Source organism: Sphingomonas sp. CFBP8993, assembly GCF_034044895.1.
Lineage (GTDB): Bacteria > Pseudomonadota > Alphaproteobacteria > Sphingomonadales > Sphingomonadaceae > Sphingomonas.
This window is the reverse complement of record NZ_JAXCWU010000005.1, coordinates 94,299-117,385: the sequence shown is the minus strand read 5'-3', so window position 1 is coordinate 117,385 and position 23,087 is coordinate 94,299. Positions and strand designations below refer to the sequence as shown.

22 protein-coding genes are annotated in these 23,087 nt (G+C 67.7%); 8 read left to right on the top strand and 14 right to left on the bottom strand.

Features of this window, described 5'->3' with window-relative positions; all coding sequences use genetic code 11:
* The first annotated feature begins 82 nt into the window (after positions 1 to 82).
* The gene (gene mgtE / locus SOM26_RS11680; protein ID WP_414712060.1) at positions 83 to 1,510 is read left to right on the top strand and encodes a magnesium transporter; all 1,428 of its coding nucleotides are present in this window, start codon (positions 83 to 85) and stop codon (positions 1,508 to 1,510) included.
* Positions 1,511 to 1,668: 158 nt separating this feature from the next.
* Here mgtE and SOM26_RS11675 read toward each other — a convergent pair whose 3' ends face one another.
* The 5 genes from SOM26_RS11675 to SOM26_RS11655 form a co-directional block, all read right to left on the bottom strand.
* Positions 1,669 to 2,943 carry an adenosylmethionine--8-amino-7-oxononanoate transaminase gene (locus SOM26_RS11675; protein WP_320452897.1) on the bottom strand — a complete coding sequence of 425 codons (1,275 nt, stop codon included), beginning with the start codon at positions 2,941 to 2,943 and terminating at the stop codon, positions 1,669 to 1,671.
* Positions 2,940 to 3,560 (bottom strand): dethiobiotin synthase, encoded by a 621-nt coding sequence (bioD, locus tag SOM26_RS11670; protein WP_320452896.1) that lies wholly within the window; start codon positions 3,558 to 3,560, stop codon positions 2,940 to 2,942. Before bioD ends, SOM26_RS11675 begins: the two co-directional genes overlap by 4 nt.
* Positions 3,557 to 4,666 carry an 8-amino-7-oxononanoate synthase gene (locus SOM26_RS11665; RefSeq protein ID WP_320452895.1) on the bottom strand — a complete coding sequence of 370 codons (1,110 nt, stop codon included), beginning with the start codon at positions 4,664 to 4,666 and terminating at the stop codon, positions 3,557 to 3,559. The genes bioD and SOM26_RS11665 overlap by 4 nt, the downstream gene beginning before the upstream one ends.
* A gap of 99 nt (positions 4,667 to 4,765) precedes the next feature.
* Entirely contained in the window at positions 4,766 to 5,494 is a 729-nt protein-coding gene (locus SOM26_RS11660) for a class I SAM-dependent methyltransferase (RefSeq protein WP_320452894.1), read from the bottom strand.
* A 4-nt stretch (positions 5,495 to 5,498) separates the two neighbouring features.
* Entirely contained in the window at positions 5,499 to 5,882 is a 384-nt protein-coding gene (locus SOM26_RS11655) for a GtrA family protein (protein ID WP_320452893.1), read from the bottom strand.
* Positions 5,883 to 6,008: 126 nt separating this feature from the next.
* Between SOM26_RS11655 and SOM26_RS11650 the strand changes: the two genes are divergently transcribed.
* Positions 6,009 to 7,778, top strand: a complete 1,770-nt coding sequence (locus SOM26_RS11650) for an AcrB/AcrD/AcrF family protein (protein ID WP_320452892.1) — start codon at positions 6,009 to 6,011, stop codon at positions 7,776 to 7,778.
* 45 nt (positions 7,779 to 7,823) lie between these two features.
* Here SOM26_RS11650 and SOM26_RS11645 read toward each other — a convergent pair whose 3' ends face one another.
* Genes SOM26_RS11645 through SOM26_RS11635 form a run of 3 tightly spaced genes read right to left on the bottom strand, consistent with a single transcriptional unit; the run spans position 7,824 to position 11,605 of the window.
* Positions 7,824 to 9,554, bottom strand: a complete 1,731-nt coding sequence (locus SOM26_RS11645) for a heparinase II/III family protein (protein ID WP_320452891.1) — start codon at positions 9,552 to 9,554, stop codon at positions 7,824 to 7,826.
* Between the two features lie 17 nt (positions 9,555 to 9,571).
* Positions 9,572 to 10,228, bottom strand: coding sequence for a ribulose-phosphate 3-epimerase (gene rpe / locus SOM26_RS11640; RefSeq protein ID WP_320452890.1), 657 nt, complete (start codon positions 10,226 to 10,228; stop codon positions 9,572 to 9,574).
* A 33-nt stretch (positions 10,229 to 10,261) separates the two neighbouring features.
* Positions 10,262 to 11,605: an RsmB/NOP family class I SAM-dependent RNA methyltransferase gene (locus SOM26_RS11635; RefSeq protein ID WP_320452889.1), complete on the bottom strand. Its 1,344-nt coding sequence runs from the start codon at positions 11,603 to 11,605 to the stop codon at positions 10,262 to 10,264.
* Positions 11,606 to 11,671: 66 nt separating this feature from the next.
* Between SOM26_RS11635 and SOM26_RS11630 the strand changes: the two genes are divergently transcribed.
* Positions 11,672 to 11,833: a DUF1674 domain-containing protein gene (locus SOM26_RS11630; protein ID WP_267435977.1), complete on the top strand. Its 162-nt coding sequence runs from the start codon at positions 11,672 to 11,674 to the stop codon at positions 11,831 to 11,833.
* Positions 11,834 to 12,108: 275 nt separating this feature from the next.
* Here SOM26_RS11630 and argB read toward each other — a convergent pair whose 3' ends face one another.
* The gene (gene argB / locus SOM26_RS11625; RefSeq protein WP_320452888.1) at positions 12,109 to 13,008 is read right to left on the bottom strand and encodes an acetylglutamate kinase; all 900 of its coding nucleotides are present in this window, start codon (positions 13,006 to 13,008) and stop codon (positions 12,109 to 12,111) included.
* A 49-nt stretch (positions 13,009 to 13,057) separates the two neighbouring features.
* Positions 13,058 to 13,711: a queuosine precursor transporter gene (locus tag SOM26_RS11620; RefSeq protein WP_320452887.1), complete on the bottom strand. Its 654-nt coding sequence runs from the start codon at positions 13,709 to 13,711 to the stop codon at positions 13,058 to 13,060.
* A gap of 237 nt (positions 13,712 to 13,948) precedes the next feature.
* Here SOM26_RS11620 and SOM26_RS11615 point away from each other — a divergent pair, with 237 nt between their 5' ends.
* Positions 13,949 to 15,346, top strand: coding sequence for a M20/M25/M40 family metallo-hydrolase (locus SOM26_RS11615; protein ID WP_320452886.1), 1,398 nt, complete (start codon positions 13,949 to 13,951; stop codon positions 15,344 to 15,346).
* 125 nt (positions 15,347 to 15,471) lie between these two features.
* Here SOM26_RS11615 and SOM26_RS11610 read toward each other — a convergent pair whose 3' ends face one another.
* Positions 15,472 to 15,957, bottom strand: coding sequence for a hypothetical protein (locus SOM26_RS11610; RefSeq protein WP_320452885.1), 486 nt, complete (start codon positions 15,955 to 15,957; stop codon positions 15,472 to 15,474).
* Between the two features lie 326 nt (positions 15,958 to 16,283).
* Between SOM26_RS11610 and SOM26_RS11605 the strand changes: the two genes are divergently transcribed.
* Positions 16,284 to 16,598, top strand: coding sequence for a hypothetical protein (locus SOM26_RS11605; protein ID WP_320452884.1), 315 nt, complete (start codon positions 16,284 to 16,286; stop codon positions 16,596 to 16,598).
* Between the two features lie 80 nt (positions 16,599 to 16,678).
* Here SOM26_RS11605 and rpoZ read toward each other — a convergent pair whose 3' ends face one another.
* On the bottom strand, positions 16,679 to 17,023 hold the full coding sequence (gene rpoZ, locus SOM26_RS11600) for a DNA-directed RNA polymerase subunit omega (RefSeq protein WP_320452883.1): 345 nt from the start codon (positions 17,021 to 17,023) through the stop codon (positions 16,679 to 16,681).
* Positions 17,024 to 17,152: 129 nt separating this feature from the next.
* Here rpoZ and SOM26_RS11595 point away from each other — a divergent pair, with 129 nt between their 5' ends.
* Positions 17,153 to 18,358 (top strand): phospholipase D-like domain-containing protein, encoded by a 1,206-nt coding sequence (locus SOM26_RS11595; protein ID WP_320452882.1) that lies wholly within the window; start codon positions 17,153 to 17,155, stop codon positions 18,356 to 18,358.
* A 26-nt stretch (positions 18,359 to 18,384) separates the two neighbouring features.
* Here the strand turns inward: SOM26_RS11595 and SOM26_RS11590 are convergent, their stop codons facing one another.
* Positions 18,385 to 18,999, bottom strand: coding sequence for a class I SAM-dependent methyltransferase (locus SOM26_RS11590; RefSeq protein ID WP_320452881.1), 615 nt, complete (start codon positions 18,997 to 18,999; stop codon positions 18,385 to 18,387).
* 180 nt (positions 19,000 to 19,179) lie between these two features.
* Between SOM26_RS11590 and SOM26_RS11585 the strand changes: the two genes are divergently transcribed.
* Positions 19,180 to 19,464 carry an antibiotic biosynthesis monooxygenase family protein gene (locus SOM26_RS11585; RefSeq protein ID WP_320452880.1) on the top strand — a complete coding sequence of 95 codons (285 nt, stop codon included), beginning with the start codon at positions 19,180 to 19,182 and terminating at the stop codon, positions 19,462 to 19,464.
* 144 nt (positions 19,465 to 19,608) lie between these two features.
* On the opposite strand, the gene SOM26_RS11580 is transcribed toward SOM26_RS11585, so the two are convergent.
* Positions 19,609 to 21,900, bottom strand: coding sequence for a CDC48 family AAA ATPase (locus SOM26_RS11580; protein WP_320452879.1), 2,292 nt, complete (start codon positions 21,898 to 21,900; stop codon positions 19,609 to 19,611).
* Positions 21,901 to 22,162: 262 nt separating this feature from the next.
* Between SOM26_RS11580 and SOM26_RS11575 the strand changes: the two genes are divergently transcribed.
* Entirely contained in the window at positions 22,163 to 23,053 is an 891-nt protein-coding gene (locus tag SOM26_RS11575; protein WP_320452878.1) for a LysR substrate-binding domain-containing protein, read from the top strand.
* The last annotated feature ends 34 nt before the right edge of the window (positions 23,054 to 23,087 follow it).

The window sequence follows — 23,087 nt, the reverse complement described above, 5'->3', positions numbered from 1 at the left end:
GGCAAATGCCGCCATCGCAAGTTAGGGGCATGACACCACGTTCATGATCCCATTTTGACATGATCGATCGAGGGAGGCCGAGATCAGCGACACCGAACTCCCCGAACGCGACGCCGAGGCCCTGACGCAGGAGCCCCAGTTGCCCGAGACCCAGCTGGACGAAGACGACCGGTTGAAGCCCGAATATGTCACCGCCGTGCTCGACGCGCTGGAGGATGGCGACGACGAGGGCGCGCGGGCGCTGGTCGAGCCGCTCCACCCCGCCGACATCGCCGACCTGTTCGAGCTGGTCGGCGACGAGGCGCGCGTCAACCTGGCGCGTGCGGTCGCGGACCTGCTGAACGGCGACGTCTTCGCCGAGATGAACGACTATGTGCGCGAGCAGCTGATCCAGGCGCTCGAACCGCATGAAGTCGCCGACATCGCCTCCGAACTCGACACCGACGACGCCGTCGCCATCATCGAGGACATGGACGAAGACGAGCAGCGCGCGGTGCTGCGCGCGCTCGACCCGGACGACCGCGCCGCGATCGAGGAGGCACTGTCCTTCCCCGAGGAGTCCGCCGGCCGCCTGATGCAGCGCGAGCTGATCGCGGTGCCTGAACACTGGACGGTGGCCGAGACGATCGAGTTCCTGCGCGACGACGAGGAACTGACGACCGACTTCTGGGAAATCTTCGTCGTCGATCCCGGTCATCGGCCGATCGGCACCTGCCAGCTGTCCTGGATCCTGCGCGCGCCGGGCGGCATCGTGATCGGCGACGTGATGAAGCGCGAACAGACGCTGATCCCGGTCGACATGGACCAGGAAGAGGTCGCGCTGCGCTTCCAGAAATACGCGCTGATCTCGGCCGCCGTCGTCGATGCCAGCGGGCGGCTGGTCGGCATGATCACCGTCGACGACATCGTCCACATCATCCAGCAGGAGGCGGGCGAGGACGTGCTGCGCCTGTCGGGCGCGGGCGAAGGCGACATCAACGAGCCGATCTTCGACAGCTACAAGAGCCGGGTGCGCTGGCTGCTCGCCAACCTGATCACCGCGATGGTCGCCTCGTCGGTGATCGCCGCGTTCGAGGGGACGATCGCGCGGATGGTGGCGCTCGCCACGCTGATGCCCATCGTGGCGGGCGTCGGCGGCAATGCGGGGACGCAGACGCTGGCGGTGACGGTCCGCGCGCTGGCGACCAACCAGCTCACCCAGTCCAACACGACCCGCGCGATCATGCGCGAGATCCGCGTGGCGATGATGAACGGCGTGACCGTCGCGGCGGTGATCGGCGTGGGGGTCAGCCTGGTCTTCGCCAATCCCGCGCTGGGCATGGTGATCGCGGCGGCGATGATGACCAACATCCTGGTCGCGGGGCTGGCAGGCGTGCTGGTGCCGGTGACGCTCGACCGGTTCGACGCCGATCCGGCGGTCGCGTCTTCGGTATTCGTCACGATGACCACCGATTCGATCGGCTTCCTGGCATTCCTGGGCCTGGCGACGGCGGCGGGTCTGACCGGCTAAATCAATTCCTCCCCTGTAAGGGGAGGTGGCAACCAAAGGCCTGACGGAGGGGTGTCCCGGCTGGCGATGTCGGGTTTTCGTCGCCAGCGGTGACGCCCCTCCACCATGCTGCGCATGGTCCCCCTCCCCTTACAGGGGAGGAATAGTGTGAATGCCAATCAGCTCTGGAATTGGTTGCTTCCTGACGCTCCCCCAAACCGATCGATCGCGCTTTGGATGCCGGTCCACACTGTACCGAGCTGTTCGGGCGTGATCGAATAGGGCGGCATGACATAGATGGTGTTGCCCATCGGCCGGACGAGCAGATCGCTGTTCCGGAAATGCGCCAGAAGTTGGGGGGCCAAGTCGGAGAGATAGTCCTGCCCCGCGCCCAGTTCGAACGCCGCGATCGTGCCCAGCGCCCGTGGGTGGCGAACCGCCGATGCACCCGACACCGCCGCCAGATGCCGTGCCTGCGCCGCCGCCAGCGCGTCGATCCGCGCCTGCACCGGCTCGTCACGCCAGATCGCCAGATTGGCCGCCGCCGCCGCGCAGGCGATAGGGTTAGCGGTATAGCTAGACGAGTGGAAGAATTGTTTCGACCGATCGGTCGCCGACCAGTGCGCCTCGAAGATCGCCTCGGTCGCCAGCGTCACCGCCAGCGGCACCGCGCCGCCGGTCAGCCCCTTGGACAGGCAGAGAATGTCGGGCACCACCCCCGCCTGATCGCAGGCGAACAGCGTGCCGGTGCGGCCCCAGCCGGTCATCACCTCGTCGGCGATGAACAGCACGCCGTGCGCCGTACAGATCGACCGCATCGCCGCCAAAGTCTCGGGGGTATAGAGCAGCATCCCCCCCGCCCCCAGCACCAGCGGCTCGACGATGAACGCCGCCGCCCCCGCCCGGCATTCCGCCTCCAGCGCGTCGAGCGTGGCCTGCACGTCATGGGGAAAGGGAATGGTGCCGACATCGAACAACAGCGGCGCATAGGCGCGGTTGTACACGCCCCGCGCGCCCACCGACATCGCGCCGATCGTATCGCCGTGATAGCTGTGTTCGAGGACCAGGATGCGGTGGCGCGGCTCGCCGCGGTTTAACCAATAGCCCAACGCCATCTTCAGCGCGACTTCGACCGCCGTCGACCCGGAATCGGAAAAGAACACCCGCGTCAGCTCGGGCGGAGTGATCCGCACCAGCTCGGCGGCGACCTCCTCGGCGGGTTCGTGGGTCCAGCCGGCAAAGATGATCTGGTCGAGCTTGCCCGCCTGGTCGGCGATGGCGGCGCTGATGCGGGGGTGGTTGTGCCCGTGCGTCGTCACCCACCAGCTGGAGATGGCGTCGATCACCTCGCGTCCGTCAACCGTGGTCAGCACCGCGTCGCTCGCGGTGGCGACGCACGGGATCGGCTCGCCCAGGCCGTGCTGGGTAAAGGGGTGCCAGACCGGCGAGGTCATCGAAAATCCTCGACGTCGAAATTCGCCGCGAACGCCTGCCCCAGCGTGTCCCGATTCAGATCGGCGAGACGCGGCAGGCGACCGAGCCGTTTCACCTGGCCGATCGCGGCGATGGTCGCCTCGCTATCCTCGACCGCGTCACCGACAAACGCGACACCCAGCAGGGTCACGCCGCGCGCCCGCAGCGCCTCGATCGACGCCAGGCTGTGGTTGATCGTGCCCAGCCCGGTCCGGGCGACCAGCACCACCGGGCACCCCCAATGCGCGAACAGGTCGGCGAACAGCAGCTGGCGCGTCACCGGCACCAGCACGCCCCCCGCCCCCTCGGCGACCAGCGGCCCGTCGACCTGTGGCAGGGCCAGGCGATCCTTCTCGATCGTCACCCCGTCGATCTCGGCGGCGCGGTGCGGCGAGCACGGCGTCTTCAGTCGATAGGCCGATGGCAGGACCGGACGCCCGCTGAGCCGTGCCACCGTCTCGGCATCGCCATGCCCTTCGTCATCGGTGCCCGCCTGGACCGGCTTCCAATAGCTTGCGCCCAGGGCGCCGGTCAGCGCGGCGGAAAAGACGGTCTTGCCGATTTCGGTATCGGTGCCGGTGACGATGACGGCGCTCATGCCAGAACCTCGTAAAGTGCGTGGTCGAGGGCGAGGATGTCCGCCTCCTCGACATTGAGAGTGATCGACAGCCGCAGCCGCGCCGCGCCCACCGGCACGGTCGGCGGACGGATGCCGCGAATGTCATAGCCGCGCGCCTGCAGCGCCTCCGCCGCGCGCATGGTGCGGCCATTGTCGTGCAGGATCAGCGGCATGATCGGCGTGCCCTGTGCCAGCGCGCCATGTTTTGCCAGATGCTCGCCCGCCAGCGCGATCCGATCGCGCAGCATCGCCCGCCGTTCGGGCTCGTCGGCCAGGATGTGCAAAGCCTCGCGCACGCCGCGCGCCATCAGCGGCGAAGGCGCGGTGGAAAAGATGAAGCCCCGCCCGCGATTGACCAGATAGTCGCGCACGATCGCAGGCCCGACAACCAGCGCACCCTCGCAACCCAGCGCCTTGCCGCAGGTGTGGAGGGTCACGACCCGCTCGCCCGCCGTCGCCAGACCCTGCCCGTGCGTCCCGAAGACGCCGGTGGCATGCGCCTCGTCCACGATCAGCATCGCGTCGTGGCGTTCGGCCACCGTTATCAGGTCGGCCAGCGGCGCGGTGTCGCCGTCCATCGAATAGAGGCTCTCGACCGCGATCCAGGCAGTGCCCTTGCCGCCCCGCGCACGCCAGGCCCGGATCGCGTCGTCGAAGGCGGCCGGATCATTATGCGCCGCCGCGACGCTTTCGCTGCGCGACAGCTTCATCCCTTCATGCATGCTGGCATGGACCAGCGCGTCATGGACGATCAGGTCACCGCGCTGCGGCAGCGTCGCCAGCAGCGTGGCGTTGGCGGTATAGCCGGACGAGAAATAGAGGCTGGCCTCCGCGCCGAAAAACGCGGCAGCCTCCGCCTCCAGCGCCTCATGCTCGGGATGGTTGCCGCGCAACAGCCGCGACCCGCCCGATCCGACGGGCACGCCTTCCGCCACCGCGTGGGCGATGGCGGCGGCGAGGCGGGGGTGGCCCGCCAGGCCGAGATAGTCATTGGAAGCAAAGTCCCGGCCACGCTGCGGAGCCAGCCCCCGCAATCGGTCCCGCGCGGCCAGTCGGGCCAGGTCGGCGCGATGAAAGTCCAGCATGGGGGCTTCCGTATCGCCCTTAGGAAGAGAGCGGAACCCGGAAAGGTGAGGGATCCCCGTGGCCTTCGACGCCCAACTCAAGCCACGCCCCACCCTAACTCAAACAGGCTCCGCCAAAGTCACGATCGATACCCCCGGCGTCATCGGTGCGCGGCCGACCAGATGCCGTTCCAGCCGGAAGATCGCCTCGAACGCCTTGTTGAGCGGCGCGGGCGGCGGCGAATCGTCGCTGTCGTCGCGGCCGGTCAGCCGCCCGGCGATGCGCGCGGCGGCGGCCAGGGGGAAGAGCAGCGAGTTGAAATAGCTGAGCTTGCGGGGTTTCAGCCCCGCCTTCTCGATCGCCGACACCAGCGTGCCCTTGGAATAACGACGATGGTGATGGTTCACCACGTCATGCGCCGACCACATCCACTGGTGCGCGGGCACCGCGATCAGGATCTTGCCGCCCGGCTTCAGGCAGGCTTTCATCGCGGCCAGCGCAGCGACATCGTCCTCGATATGCTCGACCACGTCGAGCACCGCGATCAGGTCGTACGCGCCGCGTTCGATCCCCGGCAGTTCGGGCAGCGGCGCGGCCTGCACCGGCTTGCCCAGCCGCTCGGACGCGATCTGCCTCGCGGCCGGATCGATCTCGATCGCGTCGACCGTGCCGAACTGCGCCAGCATGGGCAGGTTGTGCCCGGTGCCGCAACCGATCTCCAGGATGCGGGCGTTTCCGGGCAGCTTTCCGTAGCGGGTCAGATAGTCGGCCAGGATGTCGCGGCGCGCGCGGTACCACCAATGGGTGGAGTCGTGCGCGGCCATGCGGTCGTAAACGATACGGTCCATGAACTTATCCGAAGACCCATTGGCGGTTGAGCGCGAAGGTCGCGATCGGCGTGATCGTGACCACCGGGATCAGCGCGACCCAGGGTTGTTGATGCAAAAGCCCGGTGACGATCCAGGTAAAGAGCGCATTCAGCACAAGTCCAAAGCCTTGCACCACCAGAAATTTCAGATGCTGCCGTCCGCTGGAATCGCGGGTGCCGTGGCCGCGAAAGCTCCAGGCGCTGTGCAGGAAGAAACCGAAGATCACCGCAACCAGGAAGGCGGGCGGCACCGCGAGCACCGCCTGCCTCTTCGGCAGGACCCATGCGGTCAGCGGCAGGTATACGGCGGAATAGACCACCGTCGACAATCCGCCCGCGATACCGAAACGGATCAGCTGGCCCAGCATTCCGCTGTCCCGCCACCGTTCGATCCGATCGTGAAGAATTGCCACGCGCCCTCGCCCAACCTTGCCCTTTGCGCGGCCCGCGATAGAGCGGGCCCCGAGTCCCCGCGCCTTAGGCTGCGGGCGGGTATGAGGGAAGCGTCTTTGGAACGTCTGCAGCGCGAGATCGATCGCAACTGGCAACGCTGGGTGCTGGTGGCGTGGGCCGCGATCGCCGCCTGGTATCTCTACGACCGGTGGGGTCAGATCCGCTGGTGGTCGCTGTCCGACACCGACGACAATATGCGCCTGATGCAGGTGCGCGCCTGGATGGCGGGCCAGGGCTGGTATGATCTGCGCCAGTATCGGATGAACCCGCCGGTCGGCTTCGACATCCATTGGAGCCGCATCGTCGACCTGCCGATCGCGGGCCTGATCCTGTTCTTCCGCCTGTTCACCACCCCGGCCTGGGCGGAGCGACTCGCGTGCGGGATCGCACCGATCCTGCCGCTGTCGATCACCATGCTGGCCATCGCGGCCACCGCGCGGCGGCTGATCGCACCGCTCGCCTGGCCGCTCGCAATGATCCTGCTGATGTGTGCGGGCGCGACCCAGCTGATGTACATGCCGATGCGCATCGACCATCACGGGTGGCAGCTGGCGATGCTGGCGGTCACCGTCGCCGGCTTGTGCGATCCGAAGGCGCGGCGCGGCGGCGCGCTGGTCGGCCTGGCCAGCGCGGTGTCGCTGGCGATCGGGCTGGAGATGCTGCCCTATGCCGCGATGGCGGGTGCGATCCTGACGTTGCGCTGGGTCTGGGACCGGGCCGAGGCCGAGCGGCTGGCGGTCTATGCGCTGACCCTGGGCGGGGGGAGCGCGGCGGGGTTCGCCGCCTTTGCCTCCAATGCCAATTACGCCATGCGCTGCGACGCGCTGACCCCGGTCTGGCTGTCGGTGACGGTCGTGGCGGGCGCGCTGTTGTTCGTGATGGCCCGGATCAACCCGGAGTCGCGCGCGGCGCGCCTGGGCCTGGCGGTCGGTGCGGGCGCGGTGATCGCGGGCGGCTTTGCCAGCCTGTTCCCGCAATGCCTGACCCGTCCCGAACAGGTCAGCCCCGAGTTGCAGCGCAACTGGCTGAACAATGTCCGCGAGGCCAAGCCGATCTACAAGCATCCGCTGCGCGTCGCCCTGCCGATGGCGACGATGCCGCTGATCGGCATGATCGGTGCGATCGCGGCGGCATGGCGGCGGCGGACGATCGGCTGGACCGCCGTGGCGCTGTTCACGACCTTTGCCTGCCTGATGCTGTTGTGGCAGGCGCGCGCCGCCCCGGCGGCGCAGATGCTGGCGGTGCCCGGCATCGCGGCGCTGCTATGGATGATCCTGCCCTGGCTGCTCCGGCTGCGTTCGCCCCTGCTGCGCGTGCCCGCGATCGTGCTGGCGATCCTGGTCCCGACCGGGATCACGGCGACATGGGTGGTCAAGTATCTGCCCGCCGCCCAGTCCAACGCCTATGCCAACCGCGTCAACACTGCGACCGGCCAGTGCGTGCGGACATCGGTGCTGACCCGGGTCAATGCCTATCCGCGCGCCACGGTCTTCACCTTCGTCGACCTGGGACCGCGCCTGATCGTGACGACGCATCACGATGCCATCGCGGGGCCCTATCACCGCAACGGCGATGCAATCCTGGACGTGCAGCACGCCTTCCAGGGCGGCGAGGCGCAGGCGCACAGCATCATGAAGCGGCATGGTGCGACGCTGTTGCTGATCTGCCCCGACATGGCCGAGTCGACCAATTACCGCGCGCGCGCGCCGGGGGGCTTCTATGACCGGCTGGCGCATGGCTGGACGCCGAAGTGGCTGACGCCGCTGCCGCTTCCCAAGGGTTCGCCGCTCAGATTGTACCGGATCGATTGAGCGGAGCCCTTTCGGCGGGCTCCGGCGTGATCGCCGGGCCTGCCGTCAAAGCGCCCGCTTGAACGCCCAGCTGACATGCGCGCCGCCGGCAGGCGTCTCGCCGATCACGACCAGCTGCTGGGTCGCGACGGGGCGCCCGGTGCCGTCGATCCACAGCGATTCCTCGATCGCCAGCATGCCGCCGCGGCAGCGGAACTGCCACAGCGCGCCGTCCTCCAGCCGCAGGATCGCCTGGCCGCTCTCGGCGGTCACCATCGCCTCGACCCCGTCGCCGAGGTGGAAGCGCAGGGCGAAGTTCGTGCTGCCCGCCTGACGCTTGCGCCCCTCGGGCAGCAAGGCATCCTCGCCGCGCAATTCGCGCCCGTCGCCGGTCAGCAGCAACTGGCGGCGATGGGTGAAGCCATAGCGGCGGACATAGCCGTCATGGCTCGCCTCGATCCGGCTGGCGGCGTCCGATTCCTGTCGGCTGAGCTCGACCTGCGCGACGCCGCGCCCCAGCGTGCCGTCGGCGTGGATCGCGGTGGAGTTCGAATCGCCCAGCGTCAGCGTGGAATGCGCCGCCGTGGTGCGCAGGCCGTGCGCCAGGCTGGCGGGCACCTGCGCCACGGTCGCACGCGCGCCGCCGCAATTCACGACGATCCGCTGCGCCCCGTCCGAAAACTCGAAGGCCAGGGTCGAGGCGCAACCGCCCTCGATCGCGCGGGCGATCGGCGGAGGGGCTGCGTCCATGACCAGCACCGCCTGCCCGGCGGCCAGCCGCTGATAACCCCAGTCGCCCGCCTGGCGCAGCGGCCGGGTGCGAACGCCCGACGCCTCGATGACGGCGGCGATCCGCTCGGGCGTCTCCGGGCCCGAGCCCTGCCAGCTCGACAGCGCGCGGTCGCCATGCATGACGCCGAGCAGTGCCGAAATCATGCGCTGCAACCGCGTCTGGAAGGCTTCGGGGAATGCCAGTCCGCGCGCGTCATAGACTTCGCGCATCATGGTCAGCAGCATGACCGCGTCCAGCTGCACCGCCGGGCTGCGCGCGATGACGCCGCCATCGGCGAACAGCCCGGTGTCGAGCGCGCGGGCCAGCCCCGCCTCGCCGAACGCCTGGCGCGGATCACCCCCCGCCAGCAGCAGCCCGGCCGCGATCACCCCGCACCAGGCGGCGATTCGCGCCACGCCCGGCGGTGCCTTGTCCGCACCGCGATCGAGATGCCGTGCCCCGCGCGCCATCGTGTTGAGCACGCGCGAGCGATAGACGAGATCGGTCGACGACAGGATCAGCGGGGCGTGCGCGGTCCAGAACAGGATGCGCCGCCCCCACAGGTCGGGCCGCCAGGCGGTGGCGTCCACCGTCTCGGCAAAGGCATCGAGCCAGCGGCCCATCAGATATTCGGCGATCGGCGCGCCTTGTGCCCGAGTCGCGACGGTCGACAGGTCGCGCAGCCAGGCAAAGCTGTGCAGATGGTCGGCGAACCCGGTCGACCAGTCGGGCCGGGCGAAATCGATCGATTCGACCCCGCGTTCCTCGCCGCGCCAGTCGAGCACCCCGCCAAGCAGCGCATGGCCGCGCTCGATATCGCCCAGCACCGGGTCCTCGGGCACCGCCATCAGCTTGAGCGGATGCCGACCCTTCAACCGCAGCGAATGGAGCGGCGTGCGCCAGGTCAGCCGGTGGAGATGCTCGCTCAAGCGATCGGCGAGCGACAGGCCGCCGCTCTGCACGCGGACGAGGCGTTTGCCCTCTTCGATGCTGTCGGCGGCAATCCGGGCCTCTTCGGCCCCCATGCGATCGGGCATTACGCTCAACCGCGCAAAGCGGCGATGTTCGCGGCGTAATGCTCCGGGCCACCCCGGAAGGCGGCGGTGCCCGCGACCAGCGCGTCGGCCCCGGCCTCGATACAGCGCTTGGCCCAATGCGGATCGACGCCGCCATCGACCTCCAGGTCGATCGCGCGGCCCGAATGCTCGATCATCTTGCGGATCGCGGCGATCTTCTTGAGCTGGCTCTCGATGAAGCTCTGTCCGCCGAAACCGGGGTTCACGCTCATGACGAGGACCAGGTCGACCATGTCGATCAGGTAATCCAGCATCTTGGCCGGCGTGGCGGGGTTCAGGACGACGCCTGCCCGCTTGCCCAGCCCCTTGATATGCTGGATCGTGCGGTGGATGTGCGGTCCCGCCTCCGGGTGGACGGTGATCGTGTCCGCCCCCGCCTCGGCGAAGGCGTCCAGATAGGCGTCGATCGGCGAGATCATCAGATGCACGTCGAACGGCTTGGTCGTGTGCGGGCGCAACGCCTTCACCACCGCCGGGCCGATGGTGATGTTGGGCACGAAATGCCCATCCATCACATCGATGTGAATCCAGTCGGCGCCGGCGGCGTCGATGGCCCTGACTTCTTCGCCCAGCTTGGCGAAATCGGCGGACAGGATGGAGGGAGCGATACGGACCGGGAGCATGGCGTGTGTCCTTAACGTCATATCGCGCCCAAGTCAGCCTTTGCGTTGCAGCCGCGCGATGAAGAACCCGTCGAGCCGCCCTTCTTTCGCGAGCATCGTCGGCAGGGTGCGGATCGTGCCCTGTTCGGTGATGCCGGGCCAGTCGCCGGTGATCGGCGACAGCGCATAATCGGGCCGCTGCTCCAGGAACGCCGCGATCTGCGCCTCCCCCTCTTCGGGCTCGAGCGAGCAGGTGGCATAGACCATCGTGCCGCCGGGTTTCAGCCAGTCGGCGGCGCGGGCCAGGATCACCCGCTGCAACTCCGCCATCTCGGCGATGATCGCGGGGCGGACGCGGTAGAGGACGTCGGGGTGGCGGCGGAAGATGCCGCTGGCGCTGCACGGCGCATCGACCAGGATTGCGTCCACCTGGTCCTTGGGGGCCCATTCGCGCAGATCGGCGACGACCACTTCGGCGGTCTGATTCGTGCGCTCCAGATTCTCGTTCAGCCGCCCCAGACGCTGCTCGGACTGGTCGATCGCGGTCACGTCCCACCCGGCGGCGGCGAGCTGGAGCGTCTTGCCCCCCGGCGCGGCGCACAGGTCGAGCACCTTGCCCCGGCCCTCGCCCAACAGCCGCGCGGGGATCGAGGCGGCCAGGTCCTGCACCCACCAGGCGCCTTCGTCGAAGCCCTGCAACTCCATGACCGAATGGCCAGAGGGCAGGCGGACATGGCCTGGCAGCAGGCTGACCCCGCCCAGCTTTTCCGCCCATTCCTCGGCCGCCGCCGAATCGGCCAGCGTCAGGTCGAGCGGCGGCGGGGCGGCGATGGCGTGGGCGGCGGCCTCGACCATATCCTCCCCCCAATTCTCTTCCCAGCGTGCCTCGGTCGCCTCGGGGAGAGCGGGGATTTCGGGCAGCAGCACGCCACTCTTGGTGATGGTGCTGAACACGCCGTGGACCAGCTTGCGCGGTCCGCCATCGACCAGCGGCAGCACGGTCGAGATCGCGGCATGCGGCGGCGTGCCGAGCGCCAGCACCTGGACGAGCGCGATGCGCAGCGCAAAGCGCGCCTTGGCATCGTCGGGCAGCCGCTGCTTGGTCGCCGAGTCGATCAGCGCGTCGAGATCGGGCAGGCGGCGCAACGTCTCCGCCGCGATGGCATGGGCCAGACCCCGGTCCGGCCCGCCCGCCAGCGCGCGCGTCGCCGAAGCGAGCGCGGCCTCCAGCGGCTCGCCCCGACGCAGCACCGCGTCGAGCAGGCGGATGGCGGCGCGGCGGGCGGCGGTGCCCAGCGGCTCGGTCGGGCGCTGCTGCCGCCCGCGCCGGTCCTCGCCCTTCGGGGGCCCGCGACGATCGGAACGGCCACGGGTCGGCGATTGGGGAGGACGTGTCACTTGGCAAAACTCCTGTCAGCCCCGACATGGGCTGCAATCATTGCCCCTTAGTCGAAAGGACCGCCCATGGGCCAGCGCCCCGACCATGTGAAGCCGCCAGCCTACCTGTCGCAAAACCCGCCGGTGCCCGAACCGGAGGCCAAGCCGGAGCCGCAAGACGATCCGTTGGGCAAGAATCCGGTGCGATATGGGGATTGGGAATTGAAGGGCGTCGCGGTCGATTTTTGAGGGTCGAGACCCTCCCGCCTTCTTCTTCTGAAGCCCCTCCCGCAGGCGAGTTTCAGGTCGGTCATGCCCCCGGCATGACTTAAACGATGCGGGGCATCGTTTACCTGAAACTGGGTTTGGGGAGGGTAAGGAGCCTCGCAGAGCGCATTGCTTGGGGCCTGCCCTCCCCCATCCCCTCCCGTTTACGGGAGGGGAGCGGCCAGAGGCCGGGTTCTACTACCCCAACCCCGTTCAGCCTGAGCGAAGTCGAAGGCCACGCCCGCGACCTCACCCCATTACCGACGCACTAACGTCCCCGCACCCTGCTTGGTGAAGATCTCCAGCAGCATCCCGTGCGGCACCCGGCCGTCCAGGATCACTGCCGCATCCACGCCCGCCTCGACCGCGTTGACACAGGTTTCCAGCTTGGGGATCATCCCCCCCGAAATCGTGCCATCGACACGCAGTTCGGCGATCTTGGCCGGGTTCAGGTCGGTCATCAGCTCGCCCTGCTTGTCGAGCACGCCCGCGACGTCGGTCAGCAGGAAGAAGCGCGACGCGCCCAGCCGCGCGGCGATCGCGCCCGCCATGGTGTCGGCGTTGATGTTGTAGGTATGGCCGTCCAGCCCGATCGCGACCGGCGCGATGACCGGGATGATGCCGTCGGCGCACAGGCTCTCGATCAGGCGCGGGTCGACCGACACCGGCTCGCCGACGAAACCCAGATCGACATGGCGTTCAATGCCCTGGAGCGGATCGGCCTCGCGCCCCTGAATCTTTTCGGCGATGACGAGGCCCGCATCCTTGCCCGAGATGCCGACCGCGCGGCCGCCGGCGGCGGAAATCCAGCTGACGATTTCCTTGTTGATCGAACCCGCCAGCACCATTTCGGCGATCTGCGCGGTTTCGCGGTCGGTGACGCGCAGGCCGTTGACGAACTGCGACTCGACGCCCAGCCGCTTGAGCATCGCGCCGATCTGCGGACCGCCGCCATGCACCACCACCGGGTTGATGCCGACCGCCTTCAGCAGCACCATATCCTCGGCGAAATCGCGCTGCCGCTCGGGGGCGCCCATGGCGTGGCCGCCATATTTCACCACGAAGGTCTTGCCCGCATAACGCTGAAGATAGGGCAGCGCCTCGGTCAGCGTCTCGGCCTTGGCGAGCAGGGCGGCGTCGGGATCGTGGTTGGTCATGAGCGGCCCTTTATCGCGCGCGCGCGGCGGGGAAAACCGGCAATATGGATCAGGCCCGGTCCAGCCGACGCCCGATCGCGACGAAGACATAGATCAGCGGCGGCACCAGCACCGCCGACAGCGTGACCTTGGCGATCATCTGTCCGACCAGGAGCTGGCCGATCGGGAAGGCGCCGTAAAAGGCGATGGTGACGAACAACAGCGTATCGACCACCTGGCTGAGCATGCTGGCGATCGCCGCGCGCAGCCACAGCAGCTTGCTGCCCTCGCGCCCCTTGAGCGCGGCAAAGATGGTGACGTTCAGCGTCTGCGACACGCCATAGGCGACGATCCCGCCCAGCCAGATCCGCCAGGTCGCCCCCAGCACCAGCTGGATCGCGTCGCGATTGGCCGGGATCATGTCGGGCGATGCCGGCAGCACGAACACCACCCAGGACAGCGCCAGCGACACGAGCAGCGGCACGAAGCCCACCCGCACCAGCCGCCCGGCGGTGGCCGGACCGTGAAGCTCGGCCACTGCGCTCGACGTGACGACCAGCAGCAGGAAGGCGAAGATCCCCGCCTCCACCGCCAGCGGGCCGAGCGCCACCTGCTTGTTGCCCAGCACGCCCGCGATACACACCATGCCGCCATAGAAGATCGACAGCGCAAACAGCGAAGGCGAGATCAGGCGGGGGCGAGTGGAAATGTCAGGCTGGTCCATCGGCGACTGCTAGCGCGAAATCGGCCCGGGGCAAAGGACTTGCGATCCTCCCCGGTACGGGGAGGGGGACCGCCGCGAAGCGGTGGTGGAGGGGGTTCTCCACAAAGGATGTCATTCGTGGCACGCCCCCTCCACCATGCTGCGCATGGTCCCCCCTCCCCTTGCAGGGGAGGAACGCTTGCACCCGGTCGCACGAACCGCTCTATTCCCCGCCGACATGGAAAAGAGGGGGATCACATGCGGTTGGCAAAATGGCTCGGCGGGGTGGCGGCGACGCTGGCGCTGTTGCCCGGTATCGCGGCGGCGCAAGGGAGGCCCGACCAGAGGGCATTCTTCAATCTCTACAAGCAACTGGTCGAAACCAATACCAGCCTGTCGGTGGGCAGCTGCACCCAGGCGTCGGCGCAGATCGCCGACCGGCTGAAGGCGGCGGGCTACCGGGACGCCGATATCACCCTGTTCTCGGTGCCCGAGCATCCCAAGGACGGCGGCATCGTCGCGATCCTGCCCGGCACCGACAAGGCGCTGAAGCCGATGCTGCTGCTCGGCCATCTCGACGTGGTCGAGGCCAAGCGCGAGGACTGGACCCGCGATCCGTTCAAGCTGATCGAGGAGGACGGCTTCCTCTATGGTCGCGGCACCGTCGACGACAAGGCGATGAGCGCGGTCTGGGCCGATACGCTGATTCGCCTGAAAAAGACCCCGCCCAGGCGCACGATCAAGATGGCGCTGACCTGCGGCGAGGAGACGACCTTCGCGTTCAACGGCGCGGAGTGGCTGGCCAGGAACAAGCCCGACCTGATCGCGGCCGAGCTCGTCCTGAACGAAGGCGGCGGCGGGCGGCTCGATTCGGACGGCAAGCGCGAATTGCTGGCGGTGCAGGTCGGCGAGAAGGCGGCGCAAAACTATACCTTCCTCGCCACCAATCCGGGCGGCCACAGCTCGCAACCGACGCCAGAAAACGCGATCTACGAGGTCGCCGATGCGGTGAAGGCGGTGCAGGGTTACGAATTTCCCATCCACCTGACCGACACCACCCGCGCCTTCATGACCGCGACCGCGCAAAAGGTCGGCGGCCAGCTGGGCGACGCGATCACCCGGCTGCTCGCCGATCCGAACGACAAGGCGGCGGATGCGATCGTCAGCCAGGACAAGGCGCTGCACTCGACGCTGCGCACCACCTGCGTCGCGACTTTGTTGCAGGCCGGTCATGCCGAAAACGCCCTGCCCCAGCGCGCGACCGCCAATATCAACTGCCGCATCTTCCCCGGCGAAACGGTCGAGGGCACGCTTGCCAGGCTGAAGGAGTTGGCGGGCCCCAAGATCACCGTCACCGCCAACCAGCCGGTCCGCCCGACCGCCATTCCGCCGAAACTCGATCCCAAGATCATCGGCCCGATGAAGACGCTGGCGGCGAAGCACTTTCCCGGTGTGCCGCTGGTCCCGATGATGTCGACCGGCGCGACCGACGGCATCTTCTTCCAGGCGATCGGCATCCCGGTCTATGGCGCGCCGGGCATCTTCATCGAAAAGGACATGTCGGGCATCCACGGCCTGAACGAGCGGATCCGGGCCAAGTCACTCTATGACGGGCGCGACTATCTGTACGATCTCGTCCGGGCCTATGCCTATTGAGGAATTGCGGGCTCGCAAGGATCGGAGAGCGATGACGAAGCATATCGCTCTCCGGCTCGGGCGGGATGATCGGCTGGACAAGCTCCTGCGCTGACCCGCTTCGACCTGTCGCCTCGAATGGCCGGTCAGTCCTGCCGACCGGGCGCCGTCAACGTCAGCCGGTCGATTAGGACGCGCGCGGGATCGTCGGCATCGACATCGACGAGCAACGCCGCGCCGAGCGGCTGGTCGAGCAGCACGAAGCCGTCCGGGTAGACCGTGCGCAGATGCGGCAGCGCCCGGATGAGCGCCCGGAACGACAGCAGCAGCGCGGGCTCCTCATCGACATGCCATCCGACCAGGACCACCATGTCGCGGCCTGCGGCGAAATCGGCCAAGGCATCGGACACGGCATCCGGTGACGACACGGGCCGATCCGGCGTGCGCTGCAGGGGCGACTGGCGCAATCGCCCGATCAATTCGCGCTGGCGATCGGCAGACAGGGCCGACGCCATGACGCCGACCATCGCCCACCCCTCGAGCAGGTCCAGCACGCGCCGCGCGCGCCGCCGCCCACGCAGGGCCTGGTCGAGCCCAGGTCGATCGCCGGGCCTGTCGATATCGCTGGGCATGCATATCCTCTCCGTCGATTGCGGAGGACCATGAGCCTGGTGTATTACTAAGTCAATACAGTATGGGTCGGTGGCGGGGTGCCATGCCGGATAGACGCGCGCTTCTTGCGCACCCGACGGGATCGCAACGACGACCAGGTTATTGTGAAAGCGCCGCAACGTAGGAGTTCGGTCGAGGCCGATGCTGGCGATCGGACGTTCTGCCCGACCCGCCCCCGCCTCGCGGCCAAGCTGCCAATTCGCTGAACGTCGGCGCCACGGTCCGTTCAGGATAGGTCGCGCATGGTCCACAGCGTACGGGAGCCTATCGTTTCGAGGATGTTGCGATGACACTGCTCAGGACGGGATTGCTGGTCGCGATGGCCGGTGGCGCCATGCTGGGTGCGACCGCCGCCAGCGCACAGGACTGGCGTTATGACGAATATCGCGCGCATCAGGCCGCACGCGGCGCGGAGGTCCGGGCCTATCAGGCGGGCCGCGACCAGCGGGCGGCGGACACCGCGGCCTATTATGGCGATTACCGCGCGGCCGACGCCTATGCCCATGCGGCCGCCGTCCGTCGACATGAGGCACGCCGCGACGCGCATTTCGCCCGGCACGAAGAACATGCCGCGCGGCGGGATTACTGGGACGGCTATTAAGGACCGCAATTCGCCAGACGTGAAAAGGGCCGGTGCGAGGGTTCGCACCGGCCCTTTTTCATCAGGGTGACGGACGGCGATCAGCCGTCGTAGTCGGCACCCAGGTTCTGGTTGCGCGGCGGAGCGGCGGCGGTCAGGCGCAGCGCCTCGGCCGATGCCTGCAGGCTGCCGACGTCATCCGCCTCGTCCTCGTCGTCGATCTGGACGCGCTGGAGGCTGCTGACCACCGACTCTTCCAAATGGGTCGGACGGACGGTTTCCTCGGCGATCTCGCGCAGGGCGACGACCGGGTTCTTGTCGCGATCGCGGTCGACGGTCAGGTCGGCCCCGCCCGAAATCTGACGAGCCCGCTGCGCCGCGAACAGCACCAGATCGAACCGGTTGGGAATCTTGTCGACGCAATCCTCGACGGTGACGCGCGCCATGCGTGTGTCCTTCGCAAATAATGCTGGGATGAAAGAGGGCCCCCTAACAGCAAAGGGGGGGCAAGTCAAAAGCCTTGGCCCTTGCAACGCGCATGTCGCCTGGATCGTTATAGCGACCCGGAGGATATCTTGTCAGTCGCCACGTCCCTGTCGCTTGCTCCGCCGTCCGAACAGCCGCGTTTCGACGTCGACGGACAGGCCCTGACCCTGCTCGATACCGGGCCGCGCCGTCTGGATGCGGTGATGCACCTGATCGAGGGGGCGCGGACGAGCTTGCGCATCCTCTATTATATCTATGCCGACGACGCGACGGGGCGACGGGTGCGTGATGCGATGATCGCCGCCGCGCGACGGGGGGTGGCGGTATCGGTCATCGTCGACGGCTTCGGCGCGGGTGCGGACGCGGCGTTCTTCCAGCCGATGGTCGATGCGGGCGCGCGGCTGTCGCGGTTCGAGCCGCGCTTCGGCCGCCGCTATCTGCTGCGCAATCACCAGAAGCTGGCGCTGGCCGATGCCGAGGGACCCGATCCACGGATCATCATCGGTGGCTTCAATATCGAAGACGATTATTTCGGCACCCCCGCCGACCAGAGCTGGCGCGACCTGGGCCTGCTGGTCGAGGGGCCGGCGGCGGCGCGGATGGCGGGGTATTTCGATGCGCTGTTCGCCTGGACGGAAAATCCCAAGGGGCGGCTGCGCGACCTGAACAAGACGCTGGCGCGTTGGAGCGAGTCGAAGGGGCGGCTTCGCTGGCTGATCGGCGGGCCGACCCGGCGGCTGTCGCCCTGGGCGCGGACGGTGCGCGACGATATGCGGCGGGGCAAGCGCATCGACGTGATCGCCGCCTATTTCACCCCCAGCCCGACGATGCTCCGGCGGCTGGACCGGGCCGGGCGCCGCGATGCCGAGGTGCGGGTCGTGACGGCAGGCAAGTCGGACAACCAGGCGACCATCGCGGCGGCGCGCTTCACCTATGCGGGCCTGCTGCGCAAGGGCGTACAAATCTTCGAATATCAGCTCACCAAGCTGCACACGAAACTCTATGTCATCGACGATGCCGTGCATGTCGGCTCGGCCAATTTCGACATGCGCAGCCTGTTCGTGAACTTGGAACTGATGCTCAGGGTGGAGGACCCGGCCTTCGCCACCCATGTCCGCGCCTACATCGATGGCGAGGTCGCCCGGTCGGAGGCGATCACCCCGGACTGGTACAAGCGCAATACCGGCTGGTTCCAGCGACTGCGCCAGTTCACCGCCTATCTGCTGATCGCGGTGATCGACCCGTCGGTATCGCGCGGTCTGAATTTCGGGATCGAATCGCCCGACGGCGATTGATCCTCCCCGTAGCGGGGAGGCGTGATTCAGTCCTTCCAGGCCCAGTAGAGCTGCGCCGGCGGCACGTTCCACCATTCCATGTCATGGTCAATGTTCGACCAGTGCGGGACCAGGAAGTCCTTCACCTTCGGGCTGAACTGATAGACCAGGAAGGCACCGCCGGGACGCAGCACGTCATGCGTGCCCTTGGCGATCGCCGGGCCGACGCCGGGCGGCAGGGTCGAGAAGGGCAAGCCCGACAGGACGTAATCGGCATGATCGAAACCATGGTCGCGCACGATCTTCTGCACATCGGCCGCCGAGCCGTTCACCGCCGCGAAACGGGAGTCGACGATGGTATGGCTGAGATAGTCGCAGAAATCGGCATTGGTATCGATCGCGATCAGCTTGGCGTCGGGTGCCATCCGCTCCAGGATCGGACGACAGAAGGTGCCGACGCCGGGGCCATATTCCACGAACAGCTTGGTATTGGCCCAGTCGACCGGGCCCAGCATCTTGCGGATCAGCTTGCCCGACGACGGAATGATCGAGCCCACCATCACCGGATGCTTCAGGAACTGTTGAAAGAACATCTGGCCGGGCGACGGATAACCCGTGGCATCGGTGCGGGACTTGCGCGCGGCGGTGGTCGAGCTGGGCATCGAGTTCCTGTCGTTCGTGATCCCCGCGTAAGGGACGCGCGAGGGAAACCCCCTCGTCGCACAGGTGCCGAACGACTTTCAAGCTATTGGGTTGCGCGCAAGGGGTGCATTCCGTCGCAAAGCGAACGCGGCGGATGGGGGAATATCATGGACCGGACGAGTCAAATCGCGGTGATTTTCATGTCCCAACGGACGGGGGATGACGAACCGGGCTATGCCGATGCGGCGTCGGCCATGGATCGGCTGGCGGCGGCACAGCCGGGCTATCGCGGTGTCGACAGCGCCCGCGACGCTGACGGATTCGGGATGACCGTCAGCTGGTGGGCGGACGAGGCGAGCGCCCTGGCGTGGCGGGCGCATCCCGAACATGCGGCGATCCGGGAGCGGGGGCGGGCGGGATGGTATGCGCGGTATGAGGTCGCGGTGGCCAAGGTGGGGCGGAGTTATGGGTGGTCGGCGAATTAGCCCCGACCTCCGATCCTGCCGCTCCCCTCCCGCAGGCGGGAGGGAAAGGAGTCTCACCGAGATCGTCGCCTGTGGCTCTGCCCCCATCCCAAACCCCTCCCCCCTGCCGGGAGGAGGGGCTTCAGAAGGAGGATGGCCTCCCCCTCAGGGCTGCTTGTCACCCCGCGGCGTCAGCATCCCCGGGGCGATGAAGCCGATCGGCTGGATCGCCGCCGCGTCCTGTTTCAGTTTCGCCGCGATCTGTTCGTAGTCGCGCTCCATCTCCGGGGTCACGCTGGCCCGTGCCTCGGTCAGGGCCTCGTCAAAGGCGGCCATGTCGACCTGGGTCGCGCCCAGCGACTTGCGCAGCGCGATCAGACCCGCCCGGCGCACCACATCGCCCAGATCGGCACCGGTGAAGCGATCGGTCCGCGCCGCCACATCGTCCAGATCGACGTCCGCAGCCAGCGGCATCTTGGCGGTCTGGATGCCCAGGATCCGCCGCCGCCCGGCCTTGTCCGGCACGCCGACATAGATCAGCTCGTCGAACCGCCCCGGCCGGAGCAGCGCCGGGTCGATCAGGTTGGGCCGGTTGGTCGCACCGATCACGACGACCGACTGCAACTCCTCCAGCCCGTCCATCTCGGCCAGGATGGTGTTGACCACCCGCTCCGTCACCTGCGGCTCGCCCAGCCCGCCGCCGCGTGCGGGGACGAGGCTGTCGAGTTCGTCGATGAAGATCACCGTGGGCGCGACCTGGCGGGCGCGGGCGAACAGCTTCGTGATCTGCTGCTCGCTCTCGCCATACCATTTGGACAGCAGGTCGCTCGACTTGGTGGCGATGAAGTTCGCCTCCGCCTCGCGCGCGACGGCCTTGGCCAGCAAGGTCTTGCCGGTGCCGGGCGGGCCATAAAGCAGGAAGCCCTTGGCGGGACGGATACCGAGTCGCCGAAACGCGTCCGGGTCCTTCAGCGGCAGCTCGACCCCTTCCTTCAGCTTGATCTGCGCGGTGTCCAGGCCGCCGACGTCATCCCAGCGGACGGTCGGCGCCTGTACCATAACCTCGCGCATCGCCGAGGGCTGCACGCGCTTCAACGCCTCCAGGAAGTCCTCACGCGTCACCGACAGCGTGTCGAGCACCTCGGACGGGATCGTCCGTTCCTCGAGATTCAGGCGCGGCATGATCCGCCGCACCGCCTCGATCGCCGCCTCGCGGGTCAGCGCCGCCAGGTCCGCGCCGACGAACCCGAAGGTGGTGCGCGCCAGTTCGTTCAGATCGACCTTGTCGCCCAGCGGCATGCCGCGCGTGTGGATGCCCAGGATTTCGCGCCGCCCGCGCTCGTCGGGCACACCCACCACGATCTCGCGGTCGAAGCGACCCGGCCGCCGCAGCGCCTCGTCGATCGCCTCGGGACGATTCGTGGCGGCGATGATGACCAGGTTCGCCCGCGCCTCCAGCCCGTCCATCAGCGTCAGCAACTGCGCGACGAGCCGCTTCTCCGCCTCGCCCTGCACCCGGTCACGCTTGGGGGCGATCGAGTCGATCTCGTCGATGAACACGATGGAGGGCGCCGACTTGGTCGCTTCCTCGAAGATGTCGCGCAGCCGCTGTTCCGACTCGCCATACGCCGAGCCCATGATCTCGGGACCGTTGATCAGGAAGAATTGCGCATCCGATTCGTTGGCCACCGCGCGCGCCAGCCGCGTCTTGCCGGTGCCGGGCGGCCCATGGAGCAGCACGCCCTTGGGCGGCTCGACACCCAGCCGTTCGAACAATTCGGGATAGCGCAGCGGCAGTTCGACCATCTCGCGCAACTGATCGATGGTCGAGGCCATGCCGCCGATATCGTCATAGGTGACGTCGGCACGCCGGGCCTCGCGCGGCTCCTCATATTCGGGGCGCAGCTCGACCTCGGTATTCTCGTCGATATGCACGACGCCCTTCGGGCTGGCCGCGACGACGGCGAGGCGGATTTCCTGGAGCGCGTAAGCTGGCGCGTTCATGAACTGCGCGACGCCCGGCGGCATGTTCGTCACGCGCTGCTGTCCGGCGGTGGCCACCACGTCGCCCTGGCAGAGCGGGCGGTTGAAGAAGGTGCGCTTGAGCGCCTGGGCCGAGCCCTGGAGTCGCAGATTCTGCTGTGCCGGCGCGAAGACGACGCGGGTCGCAGGCTTCGATTCGACGCGGCGCACCTCGACGAAATCACCCGAGCCGACGCCCGCATTCGCCCGCTGCAACCCGTCGATGCGGACCAGGTCCAGCCCTTCATCCTCCGGATAGGGGGCGACGACGCGCGCAGGCGTCGCCTGCTTGCCGACGATCTCGACCACATCCCCCTCGGTGATGCCCAGCGCGGCCATCAGGCTGCGCGGGACATGGGCGAGGCCCCGGCCCGAATCCTCGGGGCGGCTATTGGCCACCTGTATCTTGCGGGTCGGCGCGTCGCTGTCGGCCATGATCGTCCCTTGGCAAAGTGTCTGAGACACGAAAGCGCGGGACGTGGGGGTGGGTTCCGGTCTGCAAAAGGGCGGACGGCCCAGCCGAGGCAAAAAAAAGGGCCGATCGAAACGACCAGCCCGTGAAAGTTTTTAGGAGAGGATGCCTGAAAGGCCCGTTCCTTTTGCGGTGCGAAACGTTATGTTGCAAGTGCGAAAAGCTTGGCTATGATTGCAGTTTGTGCAATCCTCTGACCAATAGGTCAACGAGTACAGGTACACCATGCGCAGGCTCCCCCCGCTCGGTGCGATCGAAGCATTTGTCCAGGTCGTGCGCCTAGGCTCCATCAAGGCGGCGGCCGAGGAACTGGCGCTGTCCGCGCCCGCGCTCAGCCGCAGGGTGCAGACGCTGGAACGCTTCGTCGGCAAGCCGCTATTCGCCAGGCGGCATCAGGCGATGGTGCCCAACGAGGACGGCCAGCGGCTGATGGAACAGATCGCCCCCCTGCTCGACCAGCTGTCCGACGCGGTGGAGGCGATGACCAGCGGGCAGGAGGTACTGCGCCTGCGACTTGGTGTGCTGCCGCTCTATGCGTCGCAGCGGCTGTTCCCGCATATGGGGCTGTTGCGCGCGGCGCATCCCGAACTGCATCTGGATATCGACACCGCCGGGCATGGCATCGCGCGGCTGGGTGAGGGGCTGGACGCGGTGATCGCGCTGGGCCGCGATATCGATCCGTCGCTCTATGCCAAGCGACTCGACCGCAACAAGGTCTATGTCATCGGCGCCAAGCGGCTGCTCGAAGGACCCAATCCGCTGCTCCGCCCGGAACAGCTGAACGGCATGACCGCCTTGCTGCACCGCGAAATGCCGGACGCCTTCACCGCCTGGTGCCAGGTCGCGGGCCTGAGCGACATCAAGCCCAAGGCGATCGACTTCTTCGATTCGGGCGGGCTGATGCTGGAGGCGGTGGCGCAGGGACTGGGCGTCGCGTTCATGCATGCCAGCCATTTCGAACATGCGCACGACCCCCGCCTGGTGCGGCTGTTCGATATCGAGGTCGACAGCCCGTACAGCCACTGGTTCGTGTGCCGCCCGCGCGCGTTGCAGCAAAAGTCGGTGAAGCTGTTCCACGACTGGCTGATCGGGACGCTGTACCCGGAAGCGGCGTAAACCATCTCCCCCTCCCGCAGGCGGGAGGGGGTCG

What these genes read in the sequence shown, in the direction of transcription:
- SOM26_RS11675 (WP_320452897.1), bottom strand. Translation starts at nt 2,943, where the DNA reads ATGACCTCGCCGGTCTGGCACCCCTTTACCCAGCACGGCCTGGGCGAG.
- bioD (WP_320452896.1), bottom strand. Translation starts at nt 3,560, where the DNA reads ATGAGCGCCGTCATCGTCACCGGCACCGATACCGAAATCGGCAAGACC.
- SOM26_RS11665 (WP_320452895.1), bottom strand. Translation starts at nt 4,666, where the DNA reads ATGCTGGACTTTCATCGCGCCGACCTGGCCCGACTGGCCGCGCGGGAC.
- SOM26_RS11660 (WP_320452894.1), bottom strand. Translation starts at nt 5,494, where the DNA reads ATGGACCGTATCGTTTACGACCGCATGGCCGCGCACGACTCCACCCAT.
- SOM26_RS11655 (WP_320452893.1), bottom strand. Translation starts at nt 5,882, where the DNA reads ATGCTGGGCCAGCTGATCCGTTTCGGTATCGCGGGCGGATTGTCGACG.
- SOM26_RS11650 (WP_320452892.1), top strand. Translation starts at nt 6,009, where the DNA reads ATGAGGGAAGCGTCTTTGGAACGTCTGCAGCGCGAGATCGATCGCAAC.
- SOM26_RS11645 (WP_320452891.1), bottom strand. Translation starts at nt 9,554, where the DNA reads ATGGGGGCCGAAGAGGCCCGGATTGCCGCCGACAGCATCGAAGAGGGC.
- rpe (WP_320452890.1), bottom strand. Translation starts at nt 10,228, where the DNA reads ATGCTCCCGGTCCGTATCGCTCCCTCCATCCTGTCCGCCGATTTCGCC.
- SOM26_RS11630 (WP_267435977.1), top strand. Translation starts at nt 11,672, where the DNA reads ATGGGCCAGCGCCCCGACCATGTGAAGCCGCCAGCCTACCTGTCGCAA.
- argB (WP_320452888.1), bottom strand. Translation starts at nt 13,008, where the DNA reads ATGACCAACCACGATCCCGACGCCGCCCTGCTCGCCAAGGCCGAGACG.
- SOM26_RS11620 (WP_320452887.1), bottom strand. Translation starts at nt 13,711, where the DNA reads ATGGACCAGCCTGACATTTCCACTCGCCCCCGCCTGATCTCGCCTTCG.
- SOM26_RS11615 (WP_320452886.1), top strand. Translation starts at nt 13,949, where the DNA reads ATGCGGTTGGCAAAATGGCTCGGCGGGGTGGCGGCGACGCTGGCGCTG.
- SOM26_RS11610 (WP_320452885.1), bottom strand. Translation starts at nt 15,957, where the DNA reads ATGCCCAGCGATATCGACAGGCCCGGCGATCGACCTGGGCTCGACCAG.
- SOM26_RS11605 (WP_320452884.1), top strand. Translation starts at nt 16,284, where the DNA reads ATGACACTGCTCAGGACGGGATTGCTGGTCGCGATGGCCGGTGGCGCC.
- rpoZ (WP_320452883.1), bottom strand. Translation starts at nt 17,023, where the DNA reads ATGGCGCGCGTCACCGTCGAGGATTGCGTCGACAAGATTCCCAACCGG.
- SOM26_RS11590 (WP_320452881.1), bottom strand. Translation starts at nt 18,999, where the DNA reads ATGCCCAGCTCGACCACCGCCGCGCGCAAGTCCCGCACCGATGCCACG.
- SOM26_RS11585 (WP_320452880.1), top strand. Translation starts at nt 19,180, where the DNA reads ATGTCCCAACGGACGGGGGATGACGAACCGGGCTATGCCGATGCGGCG.
- SOM26_RS11580 (WP_320452879.1), bottom strand. Translation starts at nt 21,900, where the DNA reads ATGGCCGACAGCGACGCGCCGACCCGCAAGATACAGGTGGCCAATAGC.
- SOM26_RS11575 (WP_320452878.1), top strand. Translation starts at nt 22,163, where the DNA reads ATGCGCAGGCTCCCCCCGCTCGGTGCGATCGAAGCATTTGTCCAGGTC.